Origin of the sequence: Cryobacterium sp. BB307, from assembly GCF_012274275.1 — a bacterium.
Taxonomy (GTDB): Bacteria; Actinomycetota; Actinomycetes; order Actinomycetales; family Microbacteriaceae; genus Terrimesophilobacter.
On the sequence record NZ_JAANZA010000002.1, the window covers coordinates 364503 to 387627 of the forward strand.

19 protein-coding genes are annotated in these 23125 nt (G+C 67.5%); 7 read left to right on the forward strand and 12 right to left on the reverse strand.

Going from position 1 to position 23125, the window contains the following annotated elements:
• Positions 1 to 2: 2 nt before the first annotated feature.
• Positions 3 to 1421, reverse strand: a complete 1419-nt coding sequence (sufB, locus tag HGK58_RS09075; RefSeq protein ID WP_168627261.1) for a Fe-S cluster assembly protein SufB — start codon at positions 1419 to 1421, stop codon at positions 3 to 5.
• Positions 1422 to 1694: 273 nt separating this feature from the next.
• Here sufB and HGK58_RS09080 point away from each other — a divergent pair, with 273 nt between their 5' ends.
• On the forward strand, positions 1695 to 2675 hold the full coding sequence (locus tag HGK58_RS09080; protein WP_349236185.1) for a COX15/CtaA family protein: 981 nt from the start codon (positions 1695 to 1697) through the stop codon (positions 2673 to 2675).
• Here the strand turns inward: HGK58_RS09080 and HGK58_RS09085 are convergent.
• Entirely contained in the window at positions 2621 to 3538 is a 918-nt protein-coding gene (locus tag HGK58_RS09085; protein WP_168627262.1) for a heme o synthase, read from the reverse strand. The two genes, HGK58_RS09080 and HGK58_RS09085, sit on opposite strands and share 55 nt — an antisense overlap.
• Before the next feature lie 227 nt (positions 3539 to 3765).
• Between HGK58_RS09085 and tkt the strand changes: the two genes are divergently transcribed.
• Genes tkt through pgl form a run of 6 tightly spaced genes read left to right on the forward strand, consistent with a single transcriptional unit; the run spans position 3766 to position 11917 of the window.
• Positions 3766 to 5856, forward strand: a complete 2091-nt coding sequence (gene tkt / locus HGK58_RS09090) for a transketolase (RefSeq protein WP_168627263.1) — start codon at positions 3766 to 3768, stop codon at positions 5854 to 5856.
• Positions 5857 to 5880: 24 nt separating this feature from the next.
• Complete coding sequence (gene tal, locus HGK58_RS09095) at positions 5881 to 7005, forward strand: transaldolase (RefSeq protein WP_168627264.1); 1125 nt, start codon at positions 5881 to 5883, stop codon at positions 7003 to 7005.
• Positions 7002 to 8600: a glucose-6-phosphate isomerase gene (locus HGK58_RS09100; protein WP_168627265.1), complete on the forward strand. Its 1599-nt coding sequence runs from the start codon at positions 7002 to 7004 to the stop codon at positions 8598 to 8600. The genes tal and HGK58_RS09100 overlap by 4 nt, the downstream gene beginning before the upstream one ends.
• A 25-nt stretch (positions 8601 to 8625) precedes the next feature.
• Positions 8626 to 10167, forward strand: coding sequence for a glucose-6-phosphate dehydrogenase (gene zwf, locus HGK58_RS09105; RefSeq protein ID WP_168627266.1), 1542 nt, complete (start codon positions 8626 to 8628; stop codon positions 10165 to 10167).
• Positions 10164 to 11129 carry a glucose-6-phosphate dehydrogenase assembly protein OpcA gene (locus HGK58_RS09110; RefSeq protein WP_168627267.1) on the forward strand — a complete coding sequence of 322 codons (966 nt, stop codon included), beginning with the start codon at positions 10164 to 10166 and terminating at the stop codon, positions 11127 to 11129. Before zwf ends, HGK58_RS09110 begins: the two co-directional genes overlap by 4 nt.
• Positions 11130 to 11152: 23 nt before the next feature.
• Positions 11153 to 11917 carry a 6-phosphogluconolactonase gene (gene pgl, locus HGK58_RS09115; RefSeq protein ID WP_168627268.1) on the forward strand — a complete coding sequence of 255 codons (765 nt, stop codon included), beginning with the start codon at positions 11153 to 11155 and terminating at the stop codon, positions 11915 to 11917.
• A gap of 13 nt (positions 11918 to 11930) precedes the next feature.
• Here pgl and HGK58_RS09120 read toward each other — a convergent pair whose 3' ends face one another.
• From HGK58_RS09120 to uvrA, 10 genes are all read right to left on the reverse strand, one after another.
• Positions 11931 to 12281, reverse strand: a complete 351-nt coding sequence (locus tag HGK58_RS09120; RefSeq protein ID WP_168627269.1) for an RNA polymerase-binding protein RbpA — start codon at positions 12279 to 12281, stop codon at positions 11931 to 11933.
• Between the two features lie 13 nt (positions 12282 to 12294).
• A complete protein-coding gene (gene secG / locus HGK58_RS09125; protein ID WP_168627270.1) occupies positions 12295 to 12546 on the reverse strand; it encodes a preprotein translocase subunit SecG in 252 nt (83 codons plus the stop codon).
• Between the two features lie 84 nt (positions 12547 to 12630).
• Positions 12631 to 13431 carry a triose-phosphate isomerase gene (tpiA, locus tag HGK58_RS09130; RefSeq protein ID WP_168627271.1) on the reverse strand — a complete coding sequence of 267 codons (801 nt, stop codon included), beginning with the start codon at positions 13429 to 13431 and terminating at the stop codon, positions 12631 to 12633.
• The gene (locus HGK58_RS09135) at positions 13422 to 14633 is read right to left on the reverse strand and encodes a phosphoglycerate kinase (RefSeq protein ID WP_168627272.1); all 1212 of its coding nucleotides are present in this window, start codon (positions 14631 to 14633) and stop codon (positions 13422 to 13424) included. Before HGK58_RS09135 ends, tpiA begins: the two co-directional genes overlap by 10 nt.
• A 16-nt stretch (positions 14634 to 14649) precedes the next feature.
• A complete protein-coding gene (gene gap, locus HGK58_RS09140) occupies positions 14650 to 15654 on the reverse strand; it encodes a type I glyceraldehyde-3-phosphate dehydrogenase (RefSeq protein WP_168627273.1) in 1005 nt (334 codons plus the stop codon).
• Positions 15651 to 16268, reverse strand: a complete 618-nt coding sequence (locus HGK58_RS09145) for a superoxide dismutase (protein ID WP_168627274.1) — start codon at positions 16266 to 16268, stop codon at positions 15651 to 15653. Before HGK58_RS09145 ends, gap begins: the two co-directional genes overlap by 4 nt.
• A 118-nt stretch (positions 16269 to 16386) precedes the next feature.
• Positions 16387 to 17367 carry a DNA-binding protein WhiA gene (whiA, locus tag HGK58_RS09150; protein WP_168627275.1) on the reverse strand — a complete coding sequence of 327 codons (981 nt, stop codon included), beginning with the start codon at positions 17365 to 17367 and terminating at the stop codon, positions 16387 to 16389.
• 31 nt (positions 17368 to 17398) lie between these two features.
• Positions 17399 to 18277 (reverse strand): RNase adapter RapZ, encoded by an 879-nt coding sequence (rapZ, locus tag HGK58_RS09155; protein WP_168627276.1) that lies wholly within the window; start codon positions 18275 to 18277, stop codon positions 17399 to 17401.
• Between the two features lie 53 nt (positions 18278 to 18330).
• Positions 18331 to 20235 (reverse strand): excinuclease ABC subunit UvrC, encoded by a 1905-nt coding sequence (gene uvrC / locus HGK58_RS09160; RefSeq protein WP_168627277.1) that lies wholly within the window; start codon positions 20233 to 20235, stop codon positions 18331 to 18333.
• Between the two features lie 4 nt (positions 20236 to 20239).
• Entirely contained in the window at positions 20240 to 23101 is a 2862-nt protein-coding gene (gene uvrA, locus HGK58_RS09165) for an excinuclease ABC subunit UvrA (protein ID WP_168627278.1), read from the reverse strand.
• Between the last annotated feature and the right edge of the window lie 24 nt (positions 23102 to 23125).

The window sequence follows — 23125 nt, forward strand, 5'->3', positions numbered from 1 at the left end:
TACTAACCGACAGATCCTTCCATGCCCATCTCGATGAGCTTGTTCAACTCCATTGCGTACTCCATGGGGAGTTCGCGGGCGATCGGCTCGATGAAGCCGCGCACGATCATCGCCATCGCCTCGTCCTCCGGCATCCCGCGGGACTGCAGGTAGAACAGCTGCTCGGCGCTCACTCGGGAGACGGTCGCCTCGTGACCCAGCTCGACGTCATCCTCACGTATGTCGACGGTCGGGTAGGTGTCCGACCGGGAGATGGTGTCGACCAGCAGCGCGTCACAGCGCACCGTGTTCTTCGAGTGGTGCGCGCCCTCCCCGATGCGGACCTCGCCCCGGTAGCCGGAGCGACCGCCGCCGCGCGCGATCGACTTGGACACGATCGACGACTGGGTGTGCGGCGCGAGGTGCACCATCTTGGCGCCCGCGTCTTGGTGCTGGCCGGGGCCGGCGAACGCCACCGACAGGGTCTCGCCCTTGGCGTGCTCCCCGACGAGGTAGATCGACGGGTACTTCATGGTCACCTTGGAGCCGATGTTGCCGTCGACCCACTCCATGGTCGCGCCCTCGTGCGCGACCGCGCGCTTGGTGACCAGGTTGTAGACGTTGTTCGACCAGTTCTGGATGGTCGTGTAGCGCACGCGCGCGTTCTTCTTCACGACGATCTCGACGACCGCGGAGTGCAGCGAGTCCGACTTGTAGATCGGCGCCGTGCAGCCCTCGATGTAGTGCACGTAGCTGCCCTCGTCGGCGATGATCAGCGTGCGTTCGAACTGGCCCATGTTCTCGGTGTTGATCCGGAAGTAGGCCTGCAGCGGGATCTCTACGTGCACGCCGGGCGGCACGTAGACGAAGGAACCACCCGACCAGACCGCGGTGTTCAGGGCCGCGAACTTGTTGTCACCGGACGGGATGACGGTTCCGAAGTACTCGGTGAAGAACTCGGGGTGCTCCTTGAGTGCGGTGTCGGTGTCCATGAAGATGACACCCTGCGCTTCCAGCTCCTCGTTGATCTTGTGGTAGACCACCTCGGACTCGTACTGCGCGGCGACACCGGCGACGAGGCGCTGCTTCTCCGCCTCGGGGATGCCGAGCCGGTCGTAGGTGTTCTTGATGTCGTCCGGCAGGTCCTCCCACGAGGTGGCCTGCTTCTCGGTCGAGCGCACGAAGTACTTGATGTTGTCGAAGTCGATATCGGAGAGGTCGGCACCCCACGTCGGCATCGGCTTCTTCTCGAACAGCGAGAGAGCCTTCAGGCGCGTCTTGAGCATCCACTCGGATTCGTCCTTGAGCTTCGAGATGTTCTCGACCACTTGGGGTGACAGTCCACGCTGCGCGGTGGCACCGGCGTCATCCGAGTCCGCCCAGCCGAATTCGTAGACACCGAGGCTCTCGAGTTCTGGGCGGTCGATCAGGACATCTGACATGCTCATACCTCTTTCACTGCGCCGCGGGTTCTCGCTTTAAAGACAACACGCGGCACTGTCATCTCATTCCCAATCATGCGGAGGCACGGAGGCACCGCTCGCGCGGCGTGCTGCGTGCTTAGACTGGGCGAAGGTCCAGGCATCTGTGCCAGGCCACGCGCGCTGGATACGTCCAGCCGGCTGTTGCCCCTTCGATTCGCTCAATTCTACAGGGGTGGGCCGCGAAAACCAGCGATCCGCAGGGCGCGCACAGTTCGCAGTAGGAGAACATCAGTGACAGGAACGACCGACCGCCAGGCCCCAACCGAGCGGAGCGTGTCAGCGCTGCTCATGCCGGGCAGCATCCAGCGCAGCACCATCGTGCTGGCCTGGCTCAATTTCATCGCCGAGACGCTCATCATCGCGACCGGCGGCGCGGTGCGGCTGACCGGCTCTGGTCTCGGCTGCCCGACCTGGCCGACCTGCACACCCGATTCCCTCATTCCGACGCCCGAGATGGGCATCCACGGCTTCATCGAGTTCGGCAACCGCACGATGACCGGCCTCGTCGGCATCATCGCCGTGCTGGTCCTGCTGCAGGTGTTCAGGATGCGTCGTGAGCGTCGCGACCTGTTCACGCTCGCGCTGATCGTTGTGCTGGGTGTCGTCGCGCAGGCGTTCGTCGGCGGGGTGACCGTGTGGACCGGGCTGAACCCGTTCATTGTCGGCTTCCACTATGTGGCGTCGCTGGCCCTGGTCTGCGTCACGGCAGCGTTCCTGGTGCGGCTGTACTCCCCCGTCGGCCCGCGCGAGCGGGTGGTTCCGCGCTGGTACGCGATCCTCGCGCATGTCACGTCACTGGCTCTCGCGGTGACCATCGCCTTCGGGATCGCGACCACCGCATCCGGACCGCACTCAGGTGACGTGACTGCCGGGCGCACCGGCTTCGACGCCGAACTGCTGCAGCACGTGCACGCGTGGCCCAGCTACCTGATGTTCGCCCTGACCGTGGTGCTCGTCATCGGCGCGGTCGCACGCCGGTTGGCAGTCGCGCCGTGGATGCTGGCACTGCTCGCGCTCGAACTGGTGCAGATCGCCGTTGGCCTCTACCAGGCGCGCAACGGCCTGCCGCCGGTGTTCGTCGGCCTGCACATGGTGCTCGCGGCGCTGATTGCCGCGACCATGACGGTGGCGCTGCTGAAGCTGAAGGCGGTGCCCGCTCAGAACGGCAGCAGCGGGTCGATCCCCACCGCGACGAAGACCAGCGTCAAGTAGGTGATCGACGCGTGGAAGACACGCATCGGGCTGCCCTCCTGGCCGCGAATGGCCTTGGAGTACAGCGCGTGCGACTCGTAGATGAACCACGCGCCAGACAGCAGCGCGACACCGGTGTAGAAGAAGCCCATTCCGGCGACCGGGACCAGCAGCAGCGAGCAGGCGACCGTCGCCCAGGCGTACAGGACGACCTGCAGTCCGACCGTGGTGCGGCCGGCGATCGCGCCGAGCATCGGCACGTCGGCCGCGTTGTAGTCGTCGCTGTAGCGCATCGACAGCGGCCAGTAGTGCGGCGGGGTCCAGAGGAAGACGATGCCGAACAGGATGATGGGCGGCCAGTCCAGCGAACCGGTGACGGCCGCCCAGCCGACCAGCACAGGCATGCAGCCGGCGATGCCGCCCCAGATGATGTTCTGCGAGGTGCGCCGCTTGAGCCAGAGCGTGTAGACGAGCACATAGAACGCGTTGCCGGCTGCCGCCAGCGCGGCGGCGACCCAGTTGACCGCGAACCCGAGCAGCAGCGTCGAGATGACCGCGAGCACCGAGGCGAAGACAAGCGCCTGACGGTCGGTCAGCTCGCCGGTCACCAGCGGACGATGGCTGGTGCGCTTCATCACCCGGTCGATGTCGCGATCGAAGTAACAATTGAACGCGCCGGCGGATCCGGCGCTGAGCGCCCCGCCGACGAGCGTCCACAGCACGAGCCACAGATCCGGAAGCCCCTGTGCGGCGAGGAACATCACCGGAATGGTGGTCACCAACAGCAGCTCGATGATGCGCGGTTTGGTGAGCGAGACGTACGCCTTCACCTTTCGGCCGAAGGCGGAACCGCCCTGCTTGCGCGTCAGTACAGCCGTGTCCATTGCCCCTCGGGTTGCCTAGAAAATGACCTGATTACGAGTCTAGGCGACGGGCACCGCATGCTTGCGTCACGCTGAGAGCCGCAAGAGTGAGGTTGCCTATACTGGGCAAAGCTTGCCATGCCGCGCGCCTGCGAGGATCGTGCGGCCCCTGTCGATGACGACGGGCGAGCGGTTCCCCGCACGATAACCCTCGTGCACCGTCAACGTACAGAAGGAAATCGACGAGAATGGCAGCACTCCAGTGGGATTCCATCGACGATCGCGCGGTTGACACGGCTCGCGTGCTCGCCGCCGACGCCGTGGAGAAGGTCGGCAACGGGCATCCGGGAACCGCGATGAGCCTCGCCCCTGCCGCCTACCTGCTGTACCAGAAGGTCATGCACACCGACCCGTCGGACCCGCACTGGGTCGGCCGTGACCGCTTTATCCTCTCCGCCGGCCACACCAGCCTCACCCAGTACGTGCAGCTCTACCTCGGCGGGCACGGCCTCGAACTGGACGACCTGAAGGCGCTGCGCACGTGGGGCTCGAAGACCCCCGGCCACCCCGAGTTCGGCCACACCGCCGGCGTCGAGATCACCACCGGCCCGCTCGGGCAGGGTATCTCCTCCGCGGTGGGCTTCGCCTACGCCGCCCGCTACGAGCGGGGGCTGTTCGACCCGGATGCGCCGACCGGCGAGAGCCCATTCGACCACTTCATCTACGTGATCGCCAGCGATGGTGACCTGCAGGAGGGCGTCAGCTCCGAGGCCAGCTCCCTGGCCGGCCACCAAAAGCTCGGAAACCTGGTGGTCATCTACGACAGCAACGAGATCTCGATCGAGGACGACACGAATGTCGCGTTCACCGAGGACGTTGCCGCCCGCTATGAGGCGTACCACTGGCACGTGCAGACCGTCGACTGGCGGAAGACCGGCGACTACACCGAAGACGTGCAGGCACTCTACGACGCGATCGAGGCGGCCAAGGCGGAGACCGACCGCCCGTCGATGATCGTGCTGCGCACCATCATCGGCTGGCCGGCACCGAACAAGCAGAACACCGGCAAGATCCACGGCTCGGCGCTCGGTGCCGACGAGCTCGCGGCCGTGAAGAAGGTGCTCGACTTCGACCCAGAGCAGTCCTTCGTTGTCGAGGACGAGGTCCTCGAGCGCACGCGCGGCGCGATCGAGCGTGGCCGCGACGCGCACGAGGCCTGGCAGGAGCGGTTCGACGCTTGGGCTGCGGCAAACCCCGAAGGGAAGGCACTTTTCGACCGGTTGGAAGCCGGAGAGCTGCCCGAGGGAATCGTCGATGCGCTCCCGGTGTTCGAGCCGGGCAAGGACGTCTCCACCCGCGCGGCATCCGGCAAGGTGCTGAACGCGCTGGCCGGCCTGCTGCCGGAGCTCTGGGGCGGGTCGGCCGACCTGGCCGAGTCGAACAACACCACCATCGAGGATGCGCAGTCGTTCATCCCCGCTGAGCACTCGACGCGCGAATGGAATGGCGACCGCTACGGGCGCGTGCTGCACTTCGGCATCCGCGAGCACGCGATGGGCGCGATCGTCAACGGCATCGTGCTGCACGGCAAGACGCGCGCCTACGGCGGCACCTTCCTGATCTTCAGCGACTACATGCGCCCAGCGGTGCGCATCGCCGCGCTCATGCGGATCCCCTCGCTGTACGTCTGGACGCACGACTCGGTCGCGCTCGGCGGCGACGGCCCGACGCACCAGCCGATCGAGCACCTGTGGGCGCTGCGCGCCATTCCCGGTCTCGACGTGGTGCGGCCCGCGGATGCCAACGAGGTCGCTTGGGCGTGGAAGCACATGCTCGAGCGGCGCGGCGGCCCGGCCGGGATCGCGCTCAGCAGGCAGAACCTGCCGGTCTTCGAACGCGGCGACGGCGAAGCATCCGGTGACACCCTCGCCTCTGCGGCCGGTGTCGAGAAGGGCGCCTATGTGCTCGCCGACGCACCCGACGGCAACCCCGACGTGATCATCATCGCGACCGGCTCCGAGGTGCAGTTCGCCCTCGCCGCCCGCGAGACGCTGAAGGCTGACGGGGTGAACGCCCGGGTGGTGTCCGCGCCCTGCCTCGAATGGTTCGCCGAGCAGAGCGCCGAGTACCGCGACGCGGTGCTTCCGCCGTCCGTCACCGCGCGCGTGTCGGTCGAGGCCGGTCTGGCCCTCGGCTGGCGCAGCTACATCGGTGATCGCGGCCGCAGCGTCTCGATCGAGCACTTCGGCGCCTCAGCCGACTACGAGACCCTCTACCGCGAGTTCGGCATCAGCGCCGATCATGTCGTGACGGCAGCCAAGGAATCGCTGGGCGCGTAGGCGTCCGGCAGGAAGAAGAGAGAAATGACTGATTCCACCAGCCCCCTCGCCGCGCTCTCCGCGGCCGGGGTGAGCATCTGGCTTGATGACCTGTCGCGCGAGCGCATCGTCTCGGGCGGCCTGCAGAACCTCATCGATGAGCGTCACGTCGTCGGGGTCACCACCAACCCGACGATCTTCGCCAACGCCCTCGCCAAGGGCAGCGACTACGACGACCAAATCGCCCAGCTCGCGAAGCAGGGAGCGGATGCGAGCGCCGCGGTCGTCGACATCACCACCCACGACGTGCAGCGCGCATGCGACCTGATGCGTCCGGCGTTCGACGCGAGCGAGGGGCTGGACGGCCGGGTCTCCATCGAGGTGGAGCCGGCGCTTGCGCACGACACCGCGGGCACCATCGAACAGGGCGCCCAACTGTGGGAGCTCGTCGACCGGCCCAACGTCATGATCAAGGTCCCAGCCACCGTGGACGGCCTGGAGGCGATCACCGAGCTCACCGCGCGCGGCATCAGCGTCAATGTGACCCTGATCTTCAGCCTGCAGCGCCACCGCGAGGTCATCAACGCCTACCTGACCGGGCTGGAGAAGGCGAAGGCCGCAGGGATCGATCTCGGCAGCATCCGCTCGGTCGCGTCCTTCTTCGTGTCGCGCGTCGACACCGAGGTGGACAAGCGCCTCGATGCGATCGGCACCCCGGAGGCGACCGCGCTGAAGGGCAAGGCCGGCATCGCCAACGCACGCCTGGCCTACCAGGTGTTCACGCAGGCGTTCTCGAGCGAGCGTGCCAAGGGCCTGCTGACTGCCGGCGCCCACGTTCAGCGTCCGCTCTGGGCCTCGACGGGCGTCAAGGACCCGACGCTCAAGGACACCCTCTATGTCGAGGAGCTGGTCGCCCCGAACACGGTCAACACCATGCCGGAGAAGACGATGGAGGCCGCCTACGACCACGGCGAGATCCGCGCCGACACCGTCACCGGTTCCTACGCCGAGGCCAACGAGGTGCTCGATGCGATCGCCGACCAGGGCATCTCCTACGACGAGGTCACCGACCTGCTCGAGCGTGAGGGCGTCGAGAAGTTCACGGTGTCCTGGAACGAACTGCTCGACACTGTCACTGCGGCGCTTGGTGCCGCGGGAGGGCAGCGATGAGCTTTGACGTGACCGCCAGCGGTGCAGCCGCGGAAGCGGTCGACCGGGTGGTCCCCCAGCTGGTCAGCGACCTGGTCGCGTCACGGCTGACCGCACAGGATCCGACGCTGTGGGGCGCAGACGCGGAGGACGAGGCCTCCAAGCGGCTGGGCTGGACCGAGGCCGTCGTCGCCTCGGAACCGCTCGTACCGGACATCCTGGAACTGCGTGACCGGCTGCGTGAGGACGGCGTCGACCACATCGTGCTCGCCGGCATGGGCGGCTCATCGCTCGCGCCCGAGGTCATCACGAAGACCGCCGGCGTGCCGCTCACCGTGCTCGACACCACCGACCCTGGCCAGATACGCGCCGCGATCAGCGACCGACTGCAGCGCACCGCGGTGGTGGTGTCCTCCAAGTCCGGTTCGACGGTGGAGACCGACAGCCAGAAGCGCGTCTACGAGCAGGCGTTCCGCGACGCCGGGATAGACCCCATCGAGCGGATCATCGTCGTCACCGACCCTGACTCCCCCCTCGACCGCTCCGCGCGTGCTGACGGCTACCGGGTGTTCAACGCCGACCCGAACGTGGGCGGACGCTACTCGGCGCTCACCGCCTTCGGTCTCGTGCCATCCGGGCTCGCCGGCGTCGACCTCGAACCGCTGCTCGACGAGGCCAGCGCTGTGGCAGCGCAAGTAGCCATCGACGACCCCAGCAACCCGGCGCTGATCCTTGCCGCAGCGATCGCAGGCACCCGCCCGCTCAAGGACAAGCTCGGGATCGTCGCCGATGGCACCTACATCGTGGGCTTCGCCGACTGGGCGGAGCAGCTCATCGCCGAGTCCACCGGGAAGCAGGGCAAGGGCATCCTCCCCATCGTCCTCGACGTCGACTCGCCAGAGCTCGAGTCGCGCCCGGATGACCTGCAGGTGGTGCGTCTTGTCGAAAGCGCGCGCGCCACCCAGGAGGTGCTGGAGGGCGAGATCGAGATCAGCGGCACGCTCGGCGCGCAGCTGCTGGTGTGGGAATACGCGGTCGCCATCGCCGGCCGGATCCTCGGAATCAATCCGTTCGACCAGCCCGACGTCGAGTCGGCGAAGACCGCCGCGCGTGGCCTGCTCGACGACCGGCCGGAGCCCGCGCCCGCCGCATTCACCGACGGTGACATCGAAGTGCGGGGTTCCGCGACAGTGGTCGCGGGTACCGTCACCGTCCGGGAGGCGATCGATGCGCTGCTCGCCCAGGTCGGCGACGACGGCTACGTCAGCGTGCACGCCTACCTCAACCGGGTCGCGCTGCCCCAGGCGATGCAGCTGCGTGACCTGCTCGCGGCTGAATCGTCCCGTCCGACGACGTTCGGCTGGGGCCCTCGCTTCCTGCACTCCACCGGCCAGTACCACAAGGGCGGTCCGGCCGTCGGCGTGTTCCTGCAGCTCACCGCTGCGCCGACTGACGACCTGGAGATCCCCGGTCGGCCATTCACCTTCGGGCAGCTCATCGAGGCCCAGGCAGCCGGCGATGCCGCGGTGCTCGAGGGTCACGGCCGGCCGGTGCTCACCCTGCGGCTGGAGGACCCCCGCACCGGTCTCGATGCGATCATGAACGCGCTTCGCTGAAGCGCACGCGACCAAGGAACCACCAATGATCCCCACCCCGGTCACCGAGCAGTTCAACCCGCTTCGATCCGTTTCCGACCGGCGGCTCAACCGCATCGCCGGACCAAGCAGCCTGATCATCTTCGGGGTGACCGGCGACCTGTCGCGTAAGAAGCTCATGCCCGCGGTTTACGACCTCGCCAACCGTGGATTGCTGCCCCCAGGCTTCGCCCTGGTCGGATTCGCACGCCGCGACTGGGACGACCAGGACTTCGAGCGGGTTGTGCACGACGCGGTCAAGCAGTATTCGCGCACCCGCTTCGACGAGGACGTGTGGAGGCAGCTGGCACGCGGCATCCGGTTCGTGCAGGGCGAGTTCGACGACGACGACGCTTTCCTGCGGCTGAAGCAGACCGTCGCCGAACTCGACCGCACCCAGGGCACCATGGGCAACCACGCCTTCTACCTGTCCATCCCGCCGAAGGCGTTCCCGCTCGTCACCGAGCAGCTGCGCCGCTCCGGGCTGGCCGAGCAGAAGGACGGCCAGTGGCGGCGCGTCGTGATCGAGAAGCCGTTCGGCAGCGACCTCAGCACCGCGCGCGAGCTCAATGACGTCGTCGAGTCGGTGTTCCCGCCGGATTCGGTGTTCCGCATCGACCACTACCTCGGCAAGGAGACGGTGCAGAACATCCTGGCGCTGCGCTTCGCCAACCAGCTGTTCGAGCCGATCTGGAACGAGCGGTACGTCGACCACGTGCAGATCACCATGGCCGAGGACATCGGCGTCGGCGGCCGCGCCGGCTACTACGACGGCATCGGCGCCGCACGCGACGTCATCCAGAACCACCTGTTGCAGCTGCTCGCGCTCACCGCGATGGAGGAGCCGGTGTCGTTCGACGCACGCGACCTTCGCAACGAGAAGGAGAAGGTGCTGTCCGCCGTGCGTCTGCCCCGCGACCTGGGCACCGCGACCGCGCGCGGCCAGTACAGCGGCGGCTGGCAGGGCGGTGAGCGGGTCGTCGGCTTCCTCGAGGAGGAGGGCATGAACCCGAACTCCCACACCGAGACCTACGCGGCCATGCGGCTGGACATCGGCACGCGCCGCTGGGCCGGCGTGCCGTTCTACCTGCGGGCAGGCAAGCGGCTCGGTCGCCGGGTCACCGAGATCGCCGTCGTGTTCAAACGCGCTCCGCAGTACCTGTTCGCCGAGAGCCAGACCTCGGCGCTCGGCCAGAATGCGCTCGTCATCCGGGTGCAGCCGGATGAGGGGGTCACCATCCGGTTCGGGTCGAAGGTGCCCGGCGCGAGCATGCAGGTGCGCGACGTGACGATGGATTTCGGGTACGGGCACGCGTTCACCGAGGCCAGCCCTGAGGCGTACGAACGCCTCATACTCGACGTGCTGCTCGGCGACCCGCCATTGTTCCCGCGGCACCAGGAGGTCGAGTTGAGCTGGATGATCCTGGACCCGATCGAGCGGTTCTGGCTGACCCAGGGCCGTCCAGAGCAGTACGCGCCGGGAACCTGGGGTCCCGACTCCGCGGATGCGCTGCTTGCCCGCGACGGACGAACCTGGAGGCGACCGTGATCGTCGAACTGCCGAACACCACCACCAGCGCGGTGTCGCGCGCGCTCGTGCGCATCCGGGAAGAGGGCGGCGCGGTCGCCCTGGGCCGGGTGCTCACCCTGATCATCTGCACCGAGCTGGGAGCCGAAGAGGACGCCATCGAGGCGGCCAACCACGCATCCCGAGAGCACCCGATGCGCGTCATCGTGCTGTCGAAGTCCGCGGATCCCACGCATCCGGTTGAGGCGAGCCTGGACGCGGAGATCCGGGTCGGCGGCGACGCCGGAGCGAGCGAGGTCATCGTCCTGCGCGCGTACGGCGAAGCGGCGAAAAGCGAGGAGTCGCTGGTCAACGGACTGCTGCTGGCCGACGCACCGGTGGTCGCCTGGTGGCCGGGCGACGCGCCGGTCGTGGTGGCGGAGTCGCCGATCGGAAGGATGGCGCAGAGGCGGATCACCGATGCGGCAGCCCAGTCGGACCCGCGCGGCTACCTGCAGCACCTGGCGCGGAGCTACACGCCCGGCGACACCGACTTCGCCTGGACCCGCCTGACGCTGTGGCGCGCACAGCTCGCGGCCGTGCTCGATCAGCCTCCGTTCGAACCGGTCACCCGGGTGCACATCGAGGGCGCCTGGGACTCCCCGTCGACGACGTTGCTCGCCGCCTGGCTGCAGCTGCAGCTGGGGGCGAAGGCGGACACGATCCTCGACGACCCGGTCGGCAACAAGCCGGGCATCCACCGGGTCAGGCTCCAGCGGGCATCCGGCGACATCGTCCTCGAACGGGTTCCGGGCAACATCGTCACGCTGGTGCAGCCCGGTCAGCCGAATCACGACATCTCGCTCCCCCGCCGTGACCTGCCGGAGTGTCTCGCGGAAGAGCTCCGGCGCCTCGACCCTGACGACCTGTTCGGAGAGGTTCTTCAAGTCGGCCTCGGTAAGCTCAGCGAACCCGACACCTCGTCGATTACGCTCCCGACATAAAGCCACCGAAGGGAACATTCGCTGTGACACAACGACGCGTGCTCGTCCACACCGACCGCGCGAGTCTGGCAGGAGCGGTCGCCGACCGGTTCATCACCACCATGACCGCAGTGCTCGGCGCAAAGGATGAGGCGCACGTGGTGCTCACCGGCGGCACGCTCGGCATCGACATCCTCGCCCGAGTGTCCGCTTCACCGCGGGTGGGCTCCGTCGACTGGCGTCGCGTGCACTTCTGGTGGGGCGACGAACGCTGGCTGCCCGCAGGCGACCCTGAACGGAACGACAAGCAGGCCAGGGATGCGCTGTTGTCCTCGCTCGATGTCGACGACTCGCACGTGCACCCGTTCGCGGCATCCGACGCCGGGCTCAGCCTCGATGAGGCCGCGGACCGCTACGCCGAGGAGCTGTCCGCCGCCGCGGACGGCGCGCAGCTGCCGGCGTTCGACGTGGTGTTCCTCGGTGTCGGCCCCGACGGGCACATCGCGTCGCTGTTCCCCGACCGGGAGGGCATCCGGGTCAGCGATCGGATGGTCGTGCCGGTGCGCAACTCACCCAAGCCGCCACCGGAGCGGCTGAGCCTGACCCTGCCAGCGATCAACACCGGTGAACTGGTCTGGCTCGCGCTGGCCGGGGCAGACAAGGCCAGCCCGCTCGGTCTCGCGCTCGCGCGGGCGAATACCTTCGAGGTCCCGGCTGCCGGCGCGGATGGGAAGCGCAGAACCGTCTACTTCATCGACTCCGAGGCCGCGGCAGAGGTGCCGCAGGACCTCATCGCGAGCGAGTACTAGCCCGCGAGCGCGGTCAGGAGCCGCGGCGGGAGCGCAGCTGCTGCAGCGCGTCGTCGAGGAGGCTCGCCGCCTCTTCCTCGCTGCGGCGCTCCTTCACATACGCGAGGTGCGTCTTGTACGGCTCGAGCTTGGTGACGGCCGGCGGGTTCTCGCGGTCACGCCCGGACGGCAGGCCGCAGTTCGGGCAGTCCAGCTGCTCCGGGATCTCCTCCGGCTCGATCGTGGCCAGGAAGTACGGGTTGATCTGGTGGCCGTTGGCACACCAGTAGCTGACTTGGATCCGCTCGGCGTGGAAACCACGGTCGAGTTCGCCCATCGGACCCGATCCGACTCGTGATCCCCGAATCGCACTGCCACCTACCATTTGCGCTGCCTTCCTAGATTCCGGTCTCGAACTTGGTGATCAACCCGAGCACCACGATGCTGGTGATCCAGACCACCGCAAGGATGACCGTGAAGCGGTTGAGGTTGCGTTCGGCAACGCCCGATGCACCGAGGTTGGAGGTCACGCCGCCGCCGAACATGTCGGAGAGGCCACCGCCGCGTCCCTTGTGCAGGAGGATGAGCAGGGTCAGCAGGAGGCTCGTGATGCCGAGCACCACCTGCAGGATTACCTGGAGGAATTCCACGAAGACATGCCTTTCTTGGGGGCAAGGGAGCGCCCGATCAGTATAACGCGGCACTGTCGGGCCGCTGCACAGCACCCCGCCCGGTCAGACGCCGACGTGCTTGGGGAACTGCGCGATGCTCGAGAATTCGGCGACATCCAGGCTTGCGCCGCCAACCAGCGCGCCGTCGATGTCCTTCTGCCGCATGAACCCGGCGATGTTGGCGGCCTTCACCGATCCCCCGTAGAGGATGCGGGTGGCCGCGGCCGTGTCGGCGTCGAGCTTCTCCTCGAGCACCGTACGCAACTGCGCGGCGACGGTTTGGGCCTGCTCTGCGGTCGCCGCCTGGCCGGAGCCGATGGCCCAGACCGGTTCGTAGGCGACGACGATGTCGTCGCCCGCCTTCAGCGCTTCGGCGATCGTGCCCAACTGTGCGACAGGGATGGCGCTCGGCCCGTGCTGTTCCAGGTCCTCCGCCGTCTCCCCCACGCAGATGACCGGGACCAGTCCGGCCTTGATGGCGGCCTTGGCCTTGCGCGCGATGAGCTCGTCGGTCTCTCCGTGCAGCGCCCGCCGCTCGGAGTGGCCGATGATCACATATGAGCAGTTCAGCGCGGCCAGGAACTGGGCCGACACCTCTCCCGTGTACGCCCCGGATTCGTGCTCGGAGACATCCTGAGCGCCGTACTTGATCGGCAGCTTGTCCGCTGAGACGAGGGTCTGCACCGAGCGAAGGTCGGTGAACGGCGGAAATACGGCGACCTCCACCGTGTCGAAGTCGTGACGCGCGTCCTTGAGGCTCCACGCGAGCTTCTGCACGAAGGCGATCGCCTGCAGGTGGTCGAGATTGAGCTTCCAGTTTCCCGCGATCAGCGGGGTACGACCCGCCCTGCCTGCTACTGCCATCCGAGAACCTCCAGTCCGGGCAGCCGCTTACCCTCGAGGAACTCGAGGCTCGCGCCACCGCCAGTTGAAATGTGACCGAATTGGTCATCGTCGAAACCGAGGACGCGCACCGCGGCAGCCGAGTCCCCGCCACCGACCACGGTGAGGCCCTTCGACTCGGTGAGCGCCTGCGCGATCGAGTGGGTGCCCCGAGCGAACGGGGCCAGTTCGAACACGCCCATCGGGCCGTTCCAGAACACGGTGTGCGACTCCCGGATGATGCGGGCGAAGGTCGCGGCGGTCTCCGGGCCGATGTCGAGGCCGAGGCCCTTGTTGCCCCATGGTGTGTCTTCGATCGCGGATGCCGCACGGACGGTGTGCTCTGCGTCGGCGGCGAACCGGGACGCGACCACCGCGTCGGTCGGGACGATGAGCTGCACTCCCAGGCGGCGGGCCTCGTCCAGGTACCCGCGGACGCGGTCGATCTGGTCGAGTTCGAGCAGGCTGGCGCCGACCGTGTGACCCTGCGCGGCGAGGAAGGTGTACATCATGCCGCCGCCGATCAGGAGCGAGTCCACGCGCGGCAGCAGGTGGGCGATGACGCCGAGCTTGTCGGAGACCTTGGAACCGCCGAGGACGACCGTGTACGGCTTCTCCGGCCGCTCTGTCAGCCGCTCGAGCACGTCGAGCTCGTTCGCGATGAGGAGGCCAGCTGCGCTCGGCAACAGCTCTGCGAGGTCGAACACGCTGGCCTGCTTGCGGTGCACGACGCCGAAACCATCTGACACGTAGGCGTCGCCGAACCGGGCGATGCTGGCAGCGAACTCGCGCCGCTCGGCGTCATCCTTCGCGGTCTCCCCCGCGTTGAAGCGCAGGTTCTCGAGCAGCGCGATCTCGCCGTCGGCGAGACCGGTCACCGTCCGCTCGGCGGACGGCCCAACGGTGTCGGTCGCGAACGCGACGTCCTTTCCCAGCAGCTCGCCCAGGCGCTTCGCCACCGGCGCGAGGCTGTACTTCGCATCGGGGGCGCCGTCGGGCCGACCGAGGTGGGAGATCGCGACGACCCGGGCACCGGCCTCGAGCAGTCGCTTCAGGGTCGGCAGCGAGGCGCGGATGCGGCCGTCGTCGGTGATCTTCTCGCCATCGAGCGGGACGTTGAAGTCACAGCGGACGACAACCCTCCTGCTCCCCAGCGGCTCTAGCGTCTCTAGGGTGCGAAGCATCGCGCGGCTCCCGGGGTCAGAGCCTTGCGGCGACGTACTCGGTGAGGTCGACCAGTCGGCGGGAGTAGCCCCACTCGTTGTCGTACCAGGCGGCTACCTTGACCTGCGTGCCGATGACCTTGGTCAGCCCGGCGTCGAAGATCGCGGAGTGCGGGTCCGCCTGAATGTCAGACGAGACAATCGGGTCCTCGGTGTACCGCATGATGCCCTTGAGGGGACCCTCGGCCGCCGCACGGTAGGCGGCGTTCACCTCGTCGACGGTGAGGCCGGGGCGGGTCTCCACCGTCAGGTCGGTGAGCGAACCGGTGGGCACGGGGACACGCAGCGCGTAGCCGTCCATCTTGCCGACCAGTTCGGGGATGACGAGGCCGATCGCCTTCGCCGCGCCGGTGCTGGTCGGGATGATGTTCTCGGCGGCCGCGCGAGCGCGCCGCAGGTCACGGTGCGGGCCATCCTGCAGGTTCTGGTCCGCGGTGTAGGCGTGCACGGTGGTCATCAGGCCGCGTTCGATTCCGAATTCATCGAGGAACACCTTGGCCAGCGGCGCCAGGCAGTTCGTCGTGCAGGACGCGTTGGAGATGACGTCGTGCTTCTCCGGGTCGTACTCGCCCTCGTTGACGCCCAGCACGAAGGTGGGGGTGTCGCCCTTCGCCGGAGCGGAGATCAGCACCTTCTTCGCCCCAGCCGCGATGTGCATGCGGGCATCCTCGGGGTCGGTGAACCGCCCGGTCGACTCGATCACGATGTCGACGCCGAGGTCTCCCCACGGCAGCTGCGACGGGTCCTTCTGCTCGAACACGGTGAGGCGCTTGCCGTCGATGACGATGGCGTCACCGTCGACCGAGACCTCGTTCGCGAGCGGACCGAGCACCGAGTCGTACTTCAGCAGGTGAGCGAGGGTGTCGTTGTCGGTGAGGTCGTTGACGGCGACGATCTCCAGGTCGCTGCCCTTCGCGAGGGCGGCCCTGAAGTAGTTGCGACCGATGCGGCCGAAACCGTTGATCCCGACCTTGACACTCACAAGAGTCCTCCGGACAGCTTGCGTGCGTTCTGGAAGCGCTGCTGCACACCCTCCCAGTTCACGATGTTCCAGAACGCCTTGACGTAGTCGGCGCGCACGTTCTGGTAGTCCAGGTAGTAGGCGTGCTCCCAGACGTCCAGCAGCAGCACCGGGATCATCCCAACCGGGAAGTTGGCCTGCTGGTCGAAGAACTGGGTGATGATCAGGCGCTCACCCAGCGCGTCCCAGACCAGCGCGGCCCAGCCGGAGCCCTGCACACCGAGCGCAACGGCGGTGAAGTGCGCCATGAACCCGTCGAACGAGCCGAAGTGGTCGTCGATGGCGGAGGCGAGCTCACCGGTCGGCTTGTCGCCGCCATCCGGGGACATGTTGGTCCAGAAGACCGAGTGGTTGACGTGGCCGCCCAGGTTGAACGCCAGGTCCTTCTCGAGCTTGTTGATGTTGGCGAAGTCGCCCGACTGGCGCGCTTCGGCGAGTTTCGCGATGGCCGTGTTGGCACCGTCGACATACGCCTTGTGGTGCTTGCCGTGGTGCAACTCCATGATCCGACCGCTGATGCTCGGCTCGAGCGCTGCGTAGTCGTAGGGAAGTTCGGGAAGGGTGTAGTCGGCCATTGGTTACCTGCTCCTAGCGATGTAAAGCGGCACGTGTCGTGCCGGCCCGATGGACGTGATCAGTCTAATGACGCCAACTCGGCTCGCTTTCAGAAGCTTCCCAGAAGGCACGGAAAATTCATGCGTCTTCGTATTCGGCCGGCAGGTTGGCGTCGGTGCCCGGAATGCCGAGGTCCTCAGCCTGCTTGTCGGCCATCGCGAGGAGTCTCCGGATGCGGCCGGCCACCGCATCCTTGGTCATCGGCGGGTCGGCGTGCTGGCCGAGCTCGTCGAGGCTCGCGTCGCGGAAGCGCAAGCGCAGCTCCCCCGCATAGCGCAGGTGGTCTGGCACCTGGGAGTCGAGGATCTCCAGCGCGCGTTCGACGCGCGCGCAGGCCGCGACGGCTGCCTGGGCGGAGCGGCGCAGGTTGGCGTCGTCGAAGTTCACCAGGCGGTTCGCGGTGGCCCGCACCTCACGCCGCTGCCGAAGCTCTTCCCATTTCGTCACTGCGTTCGTCGCGCCCATGATCCGCAGCATCGAGCTGATCGCCTCACCGTCGCGGATGACCACTCGGTGCACGCCCCGCACTTCACGGGCCTTGGCGGAGATGCCGAGCCGTCCCGCGGCGCCGACCAGCGCCATCGCCGACTCGTTGCCGGGGCAGGTCACCTCCAGGGCTGCGGAGCGTCCGGGGTCGGTCAGTGAGCCGCGCGCGAGCACCGCTCCGCGCCAGAGGGCCGCCAGCTCCTCCTGGGAGCCGGTGGTCAGGCGGTTGGGAAGCCCGCGCACCGGGCGGCGGCGGGCGTCGAGCAGGCCGGTCTGCCGCGCGAGCGTCTCGCCGCCCTCGAGCACCCGGACGAGGAAGTGGCTGGTGCGGCGGATGCCGGACGCCGAGATCTCGGCCAGCTCGCTGCGGACGCCGTACAACTCGGCTAGATCGCGGCGGACGCGGCGCGCGATGACCGGTGAATCCAGTTCTGACTCGACCGCGATGCGGCCGGAGATCAGGTGCAGCCCGCCGGAGAAGCGGAGGATGGTCGCCAGTTCTGCCGCCCGCACCGTCGTCTTGCTGACCTCGATCCTGGCCAGCTCGTCCTTGACATCGGCGGTGAGCGCCATCGGGTCCTCCTTGAAACGGGTGATTGTGCCGCTATTCGCGGCCAAGATCGCGGTGTTTGGTGCTGACGGCGACCCCCGGCAGATTCCTGATCCGCTCTGCGAGCTTCTCGGCCATCGCCACGGAGCGGTGCTTTCCCCCCGTACAGCCAAAGGCGATCGTAGCGTGTCTCTTGTTCTCGCGCTGATAGCCGGCGAGCACCGGCTCGAGCGCGCGCACGTAGTTGTCGAAGAACTCGGTGGCACCCTCCTGCGCCAGCACATAGTCGCTTACCCGCGCATCCTTGCCGGTCATCGGCCGTAGATCCGGCACCCAGAACGGGTTGGGCAGGAAGCGCATGTCGGCCACCAGGTCGGCGTCGGTCGGCACGCCGTACTTGAAGCCGAAGCTCATCACGGTCACTTGCAGCCCAGGGGCGCCGGCTTCGGCGAAGGTCTCCTGGATCTCGGTCGCCAGCTGGTGGATGTTGAGGTCCGAGGTGTCGATGATGACGTCGCTCGACTCGCGGATCTGCAGCATCCTGGCCCGCTCGGCGACAATCCCGTCGAGGATGGTGTCGCCGTCGCCCTGCAGCGGATGCGGCCTGCGCACCTGCTCGAACCGGCGCACCAGCACGTCGTCGGTCGCCTCGAGGAACACCACCTGCACCGAGGCGGTGGTGCGAAGCTCCTCGATGACCGCGCCGAGCTCGGAGAACAGCCGCCCACCGCGCACGTCGATGACCGCGGCGATCTTCGGGATGGCATCTCCCGCGCGCGACGCGAGCTCCACCAGGGGCTTCAGCATCTGCGGCGGCAGGTTGTCCACCACGTACCAGCCGAGGTCCTCGAGCGCGTTGCCGACGGTCGAACGACCGGCCCCGGACATTCCCGTGACGACAAGCACCTCCTGGCGGGTGCCGTCATCCGTCATGTCGTCGATCCTCTCAGCGTGAGTGCCCCAAGCTTACCGAGCCGGCCGGCCGCTCACGCGCGAAGTCGCTCATGGATCGTGCGCGCGGTTGCCTTGCCGATGCCCTTGACCTCGGCGATCTCGACCTGCGACGCCTGCCGCAGTCGGGTCACCGAGCCGAAGTGGCGGAGCAGCTCGCGCACGCGTGCCGGGCCGAGCCCAGGGATGTCGGCGAGCTGCGACCGGATATCCTTCTTGCGCCGCTGCCGCTGGTAGCTGATCGCGAACCGGTGTGCCTCGTCGCGGATGCGCTGGAACAGGAACAGCGCCTCGCTGTTGCGCGGCAGGATCACCGGGTAGTCGGAGTCCGGCACCCAGATCTCCTCGAGCCGCTTCGCGATCCCGCACAGGGCGATGCCGTCGCCGTTGGCGTAGTCCACGCCGGCGTCCCGCAGCGCGCGGGCCGCGGCCTGTACCTGCGGTTGACCGCCGTCGACGATCAGCAGGTTCGGACGGTAGGCGAACCGCTTGGGCTTCTGGGCGACCTCGCCGTCCTCGCTGATCACCTCCAGGTCGTCGTCTGGCTCGTTGATGCGCGCGAGCCGGCGGCTGAGGGTCTGGTAGATCGACTCCGTGTCGTCCGTCGAGGAGGCAATGCTGAACCGACGGTACTGGTCCTTGCGGGGCAGGCCGTCTTCGAAGACCACCATCGATGCGACGATGTTGGTCCCGCCGAGGTGCGACACGTCGAAGCATTCGATGCGCAGCGGCGCCTGCTCCATGCCGAGCGCGTCCTGGATGTCGGCAAGCGCTTGCGAGCGTGCGACGAAGTCGCCGCTGCGCCGCGTCTTGTAGCTGAGAAACGCGGACTGCGCGTTGTTGCGCACCGTGGTCGCGAGCGACGCGAGGTCGCCGCGTTGGGCCACCCGCATGGTGGACTTCGACCGCTCGCCGCCCGCGCGCCTGCGCTCGGTGAGCCACAGCTGCACCTCGTCGGCGTCCTCAGGCAGCGCGGGCACGACGACGACCTTCGCCGGCACGAGCCTGCTCTCATAGGCGTTCAGGATGATGTTCTCGACCAGCTCCGGCAGTTCGAGATCGAGTTCCTTGTCAACCACCCAGCTATGCACACCGCGGATGCGTCCACCGCGCACGACAAACAGCTGGACGGCCGCGGCGAGTTCGTCGTGGGCGACCCCGATGACGTCGGCGTCGACCGCCTCCGGCAGCACGACGGAGTTCTTGGTGAGCACGGCCTGCAGCGCCAACAGCTGGTCGCGGAGTCTCGCCGCCTGCTCGTAGTCCTGCGCGGCGGCGGCCTCGCGCATCCGCTTCTCCAGCTCGTCGAGGAACCGGGAGTCGTTGCCGGCCATGAAGCTCGCGAAGTCGAGCGCGATCGCCTTGTGGTCGGACTTGCTGATCCGGCCGACGCACGGCGCCGCGCACTTGCCGATGTCACCGAGCAGGCACGGCCGACCGGTCTGCTCGGCGCGCTTGTAGATGCCGTCGGAGCAGCTGCGCATCGGGAACGCCTTGAGCATCAGGTCGACGGTCTCCCTGATCGCCCACACCTTGGTGTACGGGCCGAAGTAGCGGGCGTCCTTGATCGACCGGTTGCGGGTGACCATCACACGCGGCACCGGCTCCCCGAGGGTGATCGCCAGGTACGGGTACGATTTGTCGTCCCGGAACTGCACGTTGAACGGCGGGTTGAACTCCTTGATCCAGCTGAACTCGAGCTGCAACGCCTCAAACTCGCTCGCGACCACCGTCCACTCGACCGATGACGCTGTGGTGACCATCGCCCGGGTGCGCTCGTGCAGGCTGTGCAGCGGCCCGAAGTAGTTGCTCAGCCGCGCCCGCAGGTTCTTGGCCTTGCCGACGTACAGCACGCGACCCTGCGCGTCACGGAACCGGTAGACGCCCGGCCGCTGCGGGATCTCGCCCGCCTTCGGGCGGTAGCTCACGGTCGTCGTCATGGCCTTACACGCCGAGGACCTCGGCGAGGAAGGTCCCTGTGTGGCTGTCCGGCGCCTTCGCGATCTTCTCCGGGGTGCCGGTCGCGACGACGGTGCCGCCGCCAGCGCCGCCCTCCGGCCCGAGATCGATTATCCAGTCCGCCGACTTGATCACGTCGAGGTTGTGCTCGATCACAATGACGGTGTTCCCCTTGTCCACCAGGCCATTCAGCACGAGCAGGAGTTTACGCACGTCCTCGAAGTGCAGACCGGTTGTGGGCTCGTCGAGCACGTAGATGCTGCGGCCGACAGAGCGACGCTGCAGCTCGGTGGCGAGCTTGACGCGTTGCGCCTCACCGCCGGACAGTGTCGTCGCGCTCTGCCCGAGCCGCACGTAGCCGAGCCCGACCTCCTCCAGCGTCTTCAGGTAGCGGTGGATGGCGCTGATCGCCTCGAAGAACTCCGCCGCCTCACGGATCGGCATGTCGAGCACTTCGGCGATGTTCTTGCCCTTGTAGTGCACCGACAGGGTGTCGCGGTTGTAGCGCGCTCCCCCGCACACCTCGCAGGTCACGTAGACGTCGGGCAGGAAGTTCATCTCGATCTTGATCGTGCCGTCGCCTGAGCAGTTCTCGCAGCGGCCGCCCTTGACGTTGAAGCTGAACCGGCCGGGCAGGTAGCCGCGCGCCTTGGCTTCAGCCGTCTCGGAGAACAGGGTGCGGATGCGGTCGAAGACGCCGGTGTAGGTTGCGGGGTTCGACCGGGGGGTGCGGCCGATCGGCGCCTGGTCGACGTGCACGATCTTGTCCAGGTTGTCGAGTCCGCTGATGCGGGTGTGCTTGCCCGGGATCTGCCTGGCGCCGTTCAGCTCGTTGGCCAGGGCACGGTACAGGACGTCGTTGACGAGCGACGACTTGCCCGATCCGCTCACCCCGGTGACCGCGGTGAAGGTGCCGAGCGGGAAGCCGACCGTGACGTCCTTGAGGTTGTTCGCGCGCGCGCCCTCGACCGTAAGCATCCGCTTCTTGTCGACCTTGCGCCGCTTCTTCGGTGTTGCGATCTCGCGCCGCCCGGCCAGGTAGTCGCCGGTGATCGAATGGGTGTTCTCGAGCAGCCGCGCGTAGCTGCCGGAGTGGACGACCTTGCCGCCGTGCTCCCCCGCCCCCGGGCCGATGTCGACCAACCAGTCGGCTGTGCGGATGGTGTCCTCGTCGTGTTCGACGACGATGAGGGTGTTGCCGAGGGTCTTCAGCTTGACGAGCGTGTCGATGAGCCGCCGGTTATCACGTTGGTGCAGGCCGATGCTCGGCTCGTCCAGCACGTACAGCACGCCGGTGAGCCCGGAGCCGATCTGCGTCGCCAGCCGGATGCGCTGTGCCTCCCCGCCGGACAGCGACCCCGCGGACCGGGACAGGTCCAGGTAGCTCAGGCCGACCTCGATGAGGAAGTCGAGACGCGCACGGATCTCCCGCAGCACCGCGGCGGCGATGTGCGCCTCCCGCTCGGTGAGCTCGAGCCCGTTCATGAACGCGTACGAGTCGACGAGGCTCAGGTCGCTGACGTCTGCGATGCTGCGGCCGTGAATGGTGACCGCAAGCACTTCCGGCTTGAGCCGCTTGCCTTCGCACACCGGACACGGCACCTCGCGCAGGTAGCTGCCGTAGCGCTGCCTGGCCGAGTCCGATTCTGCCTCCAGGAACTTGCGTTCGATGTACGGCATGACGCCCTCGAAGCCGGTGCTGTAGCGCATCTCGCGCCCGTACCGGTTCTTCCAGCGCACCGTGACGTTGAAGTCGTTGCCGCGCAGGATCGCATCCTGCACCTCACCGTGCAGGTCCTCCCAGGGGGTGTCGAGAGAGAAGTCGAGGTCCTTGCCCAGGCCCTCGAGCAACCGCTGGAAGTAGTTGTAGAGGCCCTTGCCGCCCTGGGTCCACGGCAGGATGACGCCCTCGGCGAGGCTCAGCGCCGGGTCGCCGAGCAGCAGCTCGGGATCGACCGACATCCGGGTGCCGATGCCGGAGCACTCGGGGCAGGCGCCGAACGGCGCGTTGAACGAGAACGTGCGCGGCTCGATCTCGGTGAGCTGCACCGGGTGGCCGTTCGGGCAGGACAGCTTCTCGGAGAAGCTGCGCCACGCGCCGTCGCCCTCCCCGTCGACGAAGTTCACCGCGACGATGCCGTCGGCGAGCCGCAGCGCCGTCTCGAGCGAATCGGTCAGCCTGGTCAGGATGTCGTCGGCCGCCACCAAACGGTCCACGATGACCGAGATGTCGTGCTTGAGCTGCTTCTTCAGCGTCGGCGGGTTGGACAGCTGCACCGCCTCACCGTCGACGAGCGCGCGGGAGTAGCCGCTGGAGGCGAGCTCGCGGAACAGGTCGACGAACTCGCCCTTCTTCTGCCAGATCAGCGGGGCAACAACCTGATACCGGGTGCCCGGCTCCAGGGTCATCAGCTGGTCGGCGATCTGCTGCACCGACTGCTTGGAGATGGCCTCGCCGCACACTGCGCAGTGCGGAACGCCGATGCGCGCCCACAGCAGGCGCATGTAGTCGTAGATCTCGGTGATCGTGCCCACCGTAGACCTCGGGTTGCGGTTGGTCGACTTCTGGTCGATCGCGACCGCAGGGCTCAAGCCCTCGATGAAGTCGACATCCGGTCGGTCGACCTGGCCGAGGAACTGCCGCGCGTACGCCGACAGCGACTCGACGTACCGGCGTTGGCCCTCCGCGAAGATCGTGTCGAACGCGAGCGAGGACTTCCCCGATCCGGAGAGCCCGGTGAACACGACAAGGGAGTCGCGCGGGATCTCGAGGTCGATGTTGCGGAGGTTGTGCACGCGCGCGCCACGGACGCTCAGCCGCGGGCCGTCTACAGGGTCGATACTCACTGAAGTCAATTCTCTGCCATCTTC